Annotated in this window: 7 protein-coding genes; 4 read left to right on the plus strand and 3 right to left on the minus strand. The window is 69.3% G+C overall.

Features of this window, described 5'->3' with window-relative positions; all coding sequences use genetic code 11:
• From E1293_RS42260 to E1293_RS42270, 3 genes are all read left to right on the plus strand, one after another.
• The coding region (locus E1293_RS42260; protein WP_207939423.1) for a sigma 54 modulation/S30EA ribosomal C-terminal domain-containing protein at nt 1–295 on the plus strand (295 nt) is incomplete at its 5' end.
• A 191-nt stretch (nt 296–486) separates the two neighbouring features.
• Nucleotides 487–1,254 (plus strand): response regulator, encoded by a 768-nt coding sequence (locus E1293_RS42265; protein WP_132205006.1) that lies wholly within the window; start codon nt 487–489, stop codon nt 1,252–1,254.
• 80 nt (nt 1,255–1,334) lie between these two features.
• Nucleotides 1,335–2,654 carry a winged helix-turn-helix domain-containing protein gene (locus E1293_RS42270; RefSeq protein ID WP_243717395.1) on the plus strand — a complete coding sequence of 440 codons (1,320 nt, stop codon included), beginning with the start codon at nt 1,335–1,337 and terminating at the stop codon, nt 2,652–2,654.
• 306 nt (nt 2,655–2,960) lie between these two features.
• On the opposite strand, the gene E1293_RS42275 is transcribed toward E1293_RS42270, so the two are convergent.
• Nucleotides 2,961–3,299, minus strand: coding sequence for an HGxxPAAW family protein (locus E1293_RS42275; RefSeq protein WP_132205008.1), 339 nt, complete (start codon nt 3,297–3,299; stop codon nt 2,961–2,963).
• A 184-nt stretch (nt 3,300–3,483) separates the two neighbouring features.
• Between E1293_RS42275 and secA the strand changes: the two genes are divergently transcribed.
• Entirely contained in the window at nt 3,484–6,363 is a 2,880-nt protein-coding gene (secA, locus tag E1293_RS42280; protein WP_132205010.1) for a preprotein translocase subunit SecA, read from the plus strand.
• A gap of 47 nt (nt 6,364–6,410) precedes the next feature.
• On the opposite strand, the gene E1293_RS42285 is transcribed toward secA, so the two are convergent.
• A complete protein-coding gene (locus E1293_RS42285) occupies nt 6,411–6,764 on the minus strand; it encodes an Rv3235 family protein (protein ID WP_132205012.1) in 354 nt (117 codons plus the stop codon).
• A gap of 124 nt (nt 6,765–6,888) precedes the next feature.
• The coding region (locus tag E1293_RS49010) for a hypothetical protein (protein ID WP_207939424.1) at nt 6,889–7,159 on the minus strand (271 nt) is incomplete at its 5' end.

Genomic DNA, 7,159 nt, shown 5'->3' on the forward strand with positions numbered 1-7,159 from the left:
CCTCCCACCCACACCCGCCGAGAACGCGGCGCGCCTCGCCGAGGACGAAGCCGAGGTCGTGACGGTCTCACCGGACGAGAACCTCGTCCCGATCGCCATGGACGGCGACGGCCCCCTCGTCGTCCGCGAGAAGTTCCACAAGGCCGAGCCGATGGGCATCGAGCAGGCGCTCTTCGAGATGGAACTCGTCGGCCACGATTTCTTTCTGTACCGCGACAAGGCCAGCGGGCACCCCTCGGTCGTATACCGGAGAAGAGGCTGGGACTACGGAGTCATCAGGCTTGTCGAAGAGTGAGTTCAGCGATGCGATACTCGCGTCACGTCACCGTCCGAACCATGCCATGATCTGAAAAGGCGCATCCGCCGATCCACGGACGCGGCGCGTCCCGGGAACCTCCCGGGGCGCGCGGCGGTTGATCCGAGAAGACACCCCGTCCGCTGAACAGTGAAGGGGGGAAGCGGCGTCTCCTTCACGCCGCGACTCTGGTGAGCGAGAATCCCGAGGCTCGCGACGCCGCGGCGGTGCCCCGTCAGACCGGCGCCGGCGCCACCCCCGCGGAACGGGAGGCGGCGCGGCCGGCCGGAGCGGCCGACCCCATCCGCGTGCTCATCGTCGACGACCATGCGCTGTTCCGCAGGGGCCTGGAGATGGTCCTGCAGGGCGAGGACGACATCGAGGTCATCGGCGAGGGCGGGGACGGGCACGAGGCCGTCGAGATGGCCGGCGACCTGCTGCCCGACGTCGTCCTCATGGACATCCGGATGCCCCGGCGCAGCGGCATCGAGGCGTGCACCGCGATCAAGGACGCGGCGCCCAGCGCGAAGATCGTCATGCTGACCATCAGCGACGAGGAGGAGGACCTCTTCGAGGCGATCAAGGCGGGCGCCAGCGGCTACTTGCTCAAGGAGATCTCCATCGACGAGGTCCCGCAGGCGGTCCGCGCCGTGCACGGCGGGCAGTCGCTGATCAGCCCGTCGATGGCGTCCAAGCTCATCACCGAGTTCGCCGCGCTGGCCAAGCACAGCGAGGAGCGCACGCAGCAGGTCCCCGCGCCCCGCCTCACCGAGCGCGAGATGGAGGTGCTGCGCCTCGTCGCGCGCGGCCTCGGCAACCGGGAGATCGCCCGCGAGCTGTTCATCTCCGAGAACACCGTGAAGAACCACGTCCGCAACATCCTGGAGAAACTCCAGCTCCACTCGCGGATGGAGGCCGTCGTCTACGCCGTCCGTGAAAAGCTCCTGGAGATCACCTGACCCCCCTCCCGCCGCCGCATGACCGGGCGGGCGAGACCGGCAATCCGGTTTTGTCGGTGTTGTGCCGTAGCATCGCGGACGTGGTCGAGGCAGCATCAGGGACAGGCACATCCGGCGAGGTCGAACTCAGCGCGGACGAGGCGCGACGACTCCAACTGCGCGCCCAGGGACTCCTCGGCGCGCGCCCGAAGGGCGGCGTGCCCGCGATGCTGGAGCGGCTCGGTGCCGTCCAGCTCGACACGATCTCGGTCCTGGCCCGCTCCCACGAGCTGGTGCCCTACGCCCGCCTGGGCCCGGTCGGACGAAACAAGATCGAAGCCGCCTTCTGGGGCAACGGCAACGGGACGTCCCCGCGCGCCAAGCCCGGCAACGGCAACGGCGACGGTCGCGGCCATGGCGCGTCCCCGGACGCCAAGCCCGGCGACCGGAACCACGCCGGGTACGGGGCGTTCGAGTACTGGGCGCATGCGGCGTCGATCCTCCCCATGGCCGACTGGCCGCTGTTCGCGTTCCGCCGCCGCGCGTTCCTAGCCCGTGGCTGGCGCTGGCACAAGGTCCCCGAGGGCGTCTGCGACCAGATCCGGGCCCGCCTCCGGGCGGACGGGCCGCTCACCACCAAGGAGCTCGGCGGCGCCAAGGCGAGCGCCGAGTGGTGGGACTGGAGCGACCACAAGATCGGCATCGAGTGGCTGCTGGACATCGGCGAGGTCGTCTGCGTCGAGCGGTCCGGCTGGCGCCGCGTGTACGACCTCGCCGAGCGGGCCGTCCCGTCCGGGCTCCTCGCGCGGGACATGGACGACGACGCCTGCCTCGCCGCCCTCATCGCCCGCGCCGGACGGTCCCTCGGCGTCGCCACACGCGGCGACCTCGCCGACTACTACCGGATCAGGCGGGACCAGGTGGACGGCGTGATCGAGGCGACGGGCCTCGTCCCCGCCCGGGTCGCCGGATGGTCCCAGCGCGCGTGGGCCGACCCCGAAGCGCTGTCCGCCCCGCCGAAGGGCAGGCACGCCACCACGCTGCTCTCACCGTTCGACTCGCTCGTCTGGGACCGCGCCCGCGCCTCCCGCATGTTCGGCTTCGACCACCGGCTGGAGGCTTACGTCCCCAAGGCCAAGCGCGTGCACGGCTATTTCGCGATGCCGCTGCTGGCCCGCGGCCGCCTCATCGGCCGGGTCGACCCTGCCCGGGAGGGCCGCACCCTCATCGCCCGCCAGGTGTCCATGGAGCCCTGGGCGACGCGCACGGCCGCCCGCACCGAATCGTCGGCGACGGCCCTGGCCACCGCCCTCTGGCGCGCCGCGTCCTGGGTCGGCTGCGACGACGTCCGCGTAGAGCGGACCGCCCTCCCGCCCGCACTCATCGAGACCGCCCTGACCGCCACCACCCCGGAGCGCTGACCACCACAACCCCGGTCAGCACTCCGGTCTGACCGTCATTACCCCGGTCTGGCCGCCACCATCCCGGCCCGGTCGTTGGCATCCTGGTCTGACCGTCACAACCCCGGTCAGCGCTCCGGTCTGGCCGCCACTGCCCCGGTCTGACCGTCGGCATCCCGGTCTGACCGTCGGCACCCCGGATCGACCCTCTGTATCCCGGACCGTCGGGGGGACGTATCGGCCGGATTGGTTTTTGGACGGTGTGGAATGGGTGATCTGGTCAGCCGGTTCACCTGAGGGACATGCACACCGTGCCGGGCGCTGAGGTCAGCCGTGGGGGGTCTGCTGGGTGTCGGTCGCGACCGGGCGGTCCAGGACCTCGCCGGCGTCGCCGCCGCGGCGCTTGCCGGAGCGCGAGCCGAACAGGGAGTAGTCGACGATCTCGGGGATGACGCGCGGCGCGTCCACGACGACGTCCGAGAACAGGTGGACCATCCAGCTGAGGAGCATGCCGGCGACCACGATGCCGGCGCCGACCCAGAACATGATCCACATGGGGCCGAGGCAGAGCGCGACGCCGCCCACGACGAAACCGGCGAAGATGACGGCTACGGCCGCCCATGAACCCGGCCGGCCGGCGTGCGAACCATGCGACTCTTCGGACATTGCGCATCCCCTCCTGAAGGTGCAGGAGATCCTCTCCCGGACCTGGAAGGTCAAACGGGGCGCACAGCGGATTGCGCTCCGGAGTGACCTAGACCATTCTGGGTCTCGCCTACGATGGGCATCGTACGTGTGGTGTGCGCGCCGCCTGGAGCGGTGACCCACGATCTGCAAGGAGCCTTCGAGAGTGCCGCCAGTCATCGACAAGATCCTTCGTGCGGGCGAGGGAAAAACCCTGCGCAAGCTCAAGAAGCTCGCGGATCAGGTCAACTCGATCGAGGAGGACTTCCTCGAGATGAGCGACGCCGAGTTGCGCGAGCTGACCGACAAGTACCGGGAGCGACTCGCCGACGGCGAGTCCCTGGACGACCTGCTGCCCGAGGCCTTCGCGACCGCCCGCGAAGCCGCCAAGCGCGTCCTCGGCCAGCGCCACTACGACGTCCAGGTGATGGGCGGCGCCGCGCTGCATCTCGGCAACATCGCCGAGATGAAGACGGGTGAGGGCAAGACCCTGACCTGCGTGCTCCCCGCCTACCTGAACGCGCTGGCCGGCGAGGGCGTGCACGTGGTCACGGTGAACGACTACCTGGCCAAGCGCGACGCCGAGTGGATGGGTCGCGTCCACCAGTTCCTCGGCCTCGACGTGGGCGTCATCCTCCCGCAGATGACCCCCGACGAGCGCCGCGCGGCCTACGGCTGCGACATCACCTACGGAACGAACAACGAGTTCGGGTTCGACTACCTGCGCGACAACATGGCGTGGACCCTGGAGGAGTGCGTCCAGCGGGGGCACCACTACGCGATCGTGGACGAGGTCGACTCGATCCTCATCGACGAGGCCCGGACGCCGCTGATCATCTCCGGGCCGGCCGAGCAGAACTCCAAGTGGTATTCGGAGTTCGCCAAGATCGTCCCGCGGCTGAAGCGCGCCGAGCTGATCAGCACGGCCGGGCAGGTGGACGAGTACGGCCCCGGCGACTACGAGGTGAACGAGAAGAAGCGCACGGTCGGCATCACCGAGTCCGGCGTCGAGAAGGTTGAAGACTGGCTCGGCATCGACAACCTCTACGACTCGGTCAACACGCCGCTGGTGAGCTTCCTCAACAACGCGCTGAAGGCCAAGGAGCTGTACAAGCGCGACAAGGACTACGTCGTCATGAACGGCGAGGTCCTGATCGTGGACGAGTTCACCGGCCGCATCCTGCACGGCCGCCGCTACAACGAGGGCATGCACCAGGCCATCGAGGCCAAGGAAGGCGTGTCGATCAAGGACGAGAACCAGACGCTCGCCACGATCACCCTGCAGAACTTCTTCCGCCTCTACGGCAAGCTGTCCGGGATGACCGGTACCGCCGAGACCGAGGCGGCGGAGTTCAACAAGACCTACAAGATCGGCGTCGTGCCGATCCCGACGAACGAGCCGATGATCCGCCAGGACGTGCCGGACGTCGTCTACAAGACCGAGCAGGCCAAGTTCGAGGCCGTCGTCGACGACATCGCCGAGCGGCACGACAAGGGCCAGCCGGTCCTGGTCGGTACGACTTCGGTGGAGAAGTCCGAGAAGCTCCACAAGATGCTCAAGCGGCGCGGCATCCCGCACCAGGTGCTGAACGCCAAGCACCACGAGCAGGAGTCGACGATCGTCGCGGAGGCGGGCCGCAAGGGCGGCGTCACCGTCGCGACGAACATGGCGGGCCGCGGTACCGACATCATGCTCGGCGGCAACCCCGACTTCCGCGCCGACCTGGAGCTGCACCAGCGCGGCCTGTCGCCGCTGGAGACTCCGGAGGAGTACGAGGCGGCCTGGCCGGAGGCGCTGGAGAAGGCCAAGAAGGACGTCGGCGGCGAGCACGAGGAGGTCGTCGAGGTCGGCGGCCTGTACGTCCTCGCGACGGAGCGGCACGAGTCGCGGCGCATCGACAACCAGCTGCGCGGCCGGTCCGGCCGGCAGGGCGACCCGGGCGAGTCGAAGTTCTACCTGTCCCTTGAGGACGACCTGATGCGGCTGTTCAACTCGGCCCGCGTCGAGTCGATCATGAACCGGCTGAACATCCCGGACGAGCAGCCGATCGAGTCCAAGATCGTCACGAACGCGATCAAGTCGGCGCAGAGCCAGGTCGAGCAGCAGAACTTCGAGATGCGCAAGAACGTCTTGAAGTACGACGAGGTGCTGAACCGGCAGCGCAAGGTCATCTACGCCGAGCGCCGCAAGGTGCTGGAGGGCGAGGACCTCGGCGAGCAGGTCCGCAACATGATCGACGAGGTCGTCGCGGGCTACGTCGCGGGCGCCACCTCCGAGGGCTTCGCCGAGGACTGGGACCTCGACCGGCTGTGGAAGGCGTTCAAGCAGCTCTACCAGATCGAGCTCACGGTGGACGACCTGGTCGAGGAGGTCGGCGGCGACATCTCCGGCCTGGACGCCGAGACCCTCGCCGAGAAGATCCGCGAGGACGCCCACCGGGCCTACCAGGCGCGCGAGGACGAGCTCACCGCGGACGTCATGCGCGAGCTCGAGCGCCGCGTCGTGCTGAACGTCCTCGACCGCAAGTGGCGCGAGCACCTCTACGAGATGGACTACCTCCAGGAGGGCATCGGCCTGCGGGCCATGGCGCAGCGCGACCCGCTGGTGGAGTACCAGCGCGAGGGCTACGACATGTTCAACGCGATGCTCGACGGCATCAAGGAGGAGTCGGTCGGCTACCTGTTCAGCCTTGAGGTCCAGACGGACGAGGAGGAGGACGCGCCGACGGTCGGTGCCGCGCCCGTCTCGGTCGCCAAGTCCGCCCCCGCCAAGGACGGCGCGGCCGAGGACGGCGCGGACGAGGCCGACGACGTGGTGGAGGCCGACGACGCCCCCGCGATCAAGGCGAAGGGCCTCGACGCGCCGAAGCGTCCTACGAAGCTGGAGTACTCGGCCCCGACCGTCGACGGCGACGGCGGCGTGGAGCACCACAGCGAGGAGACCGAGGACGAGTACGCGGGCGTGAACCGCAACGACCCGTGCCCGTGCGGCTCCGGCAAGAAGTTCAAGCGCTGCCACGGCGACCCGCGCAACAAGAACAAGTAGGGCACCGGGAAGCGGCCTCCTGACCTCCAGGAGGCCGCTTCCGCATGTCAGGGGGCGGTCGTCTCCAGCGCCGTGCAGCGCCACCGCCCCCGCCTGTGCTCCAGGCGCAGGGCCAGCGCGTGGACGCGTCCGGCCACGGCGACCACGGCCACCGTCTCCGCCACCGACGGCGACGGCCGCTGCGACCGCGTCGACAGGACCTTCGGCGGCACGACCCGCCTCCCGCGCGCCGCTGGCCCCCGCGGGGCGGCCATCGCCCGGCACACGGCCGGCACGGCCACGAGCGACAGCTGATTCGCCGGACGCGTCCCCGCCAGCACCTCCACGACGAGCCGCACGGCCGCCTCGGCGACGGCCCGGACCTCCGCGTCCACCCCGTCCCCCGGCCGGACGAGCCGCAACCCGGGTCCCCGCAGCGGAACCGGCGGGGGCCGCAGCGCCCCCTGAGCGGAGACCGGCCGATACCGAACGAACCGAACCGCTTCCGAACCACCCGCACGCCCCATGAAGACCCTCCCGCCTCGTTTAGAAACAGGAGTCCCAAGCGCCGCAGAAAATACGTCCTGACCACATACGGACACCCAAACCAGAAAGCTCAGCGGCCGCGGGAGAAGCCTCGCCAACCGTGACCGAGCTCGTTGACTTGCGGCGTGTTGCCGTTATGAGCGGGGCGGTTTCTAGTGTCTGTTGCAACGAGGTTCCTGGAAGGATCTTGTTGTGCCAGGACGTCGTCTTACGCTCGCTGAGCGTGCGCAGATCGAGGTGTTGTTCGGTGCGGGCCATTCGTTTCCGCAGA

This window comes from Actinomadura darangshiensis (assembly GCF_004349235.1).
Lineage (GTDB): Bacteria > Actinomycetota > Actinomycetes > Streptosporangiales > Streptosporangiaceae > Spirillospora > Spirillospora darangshiensis.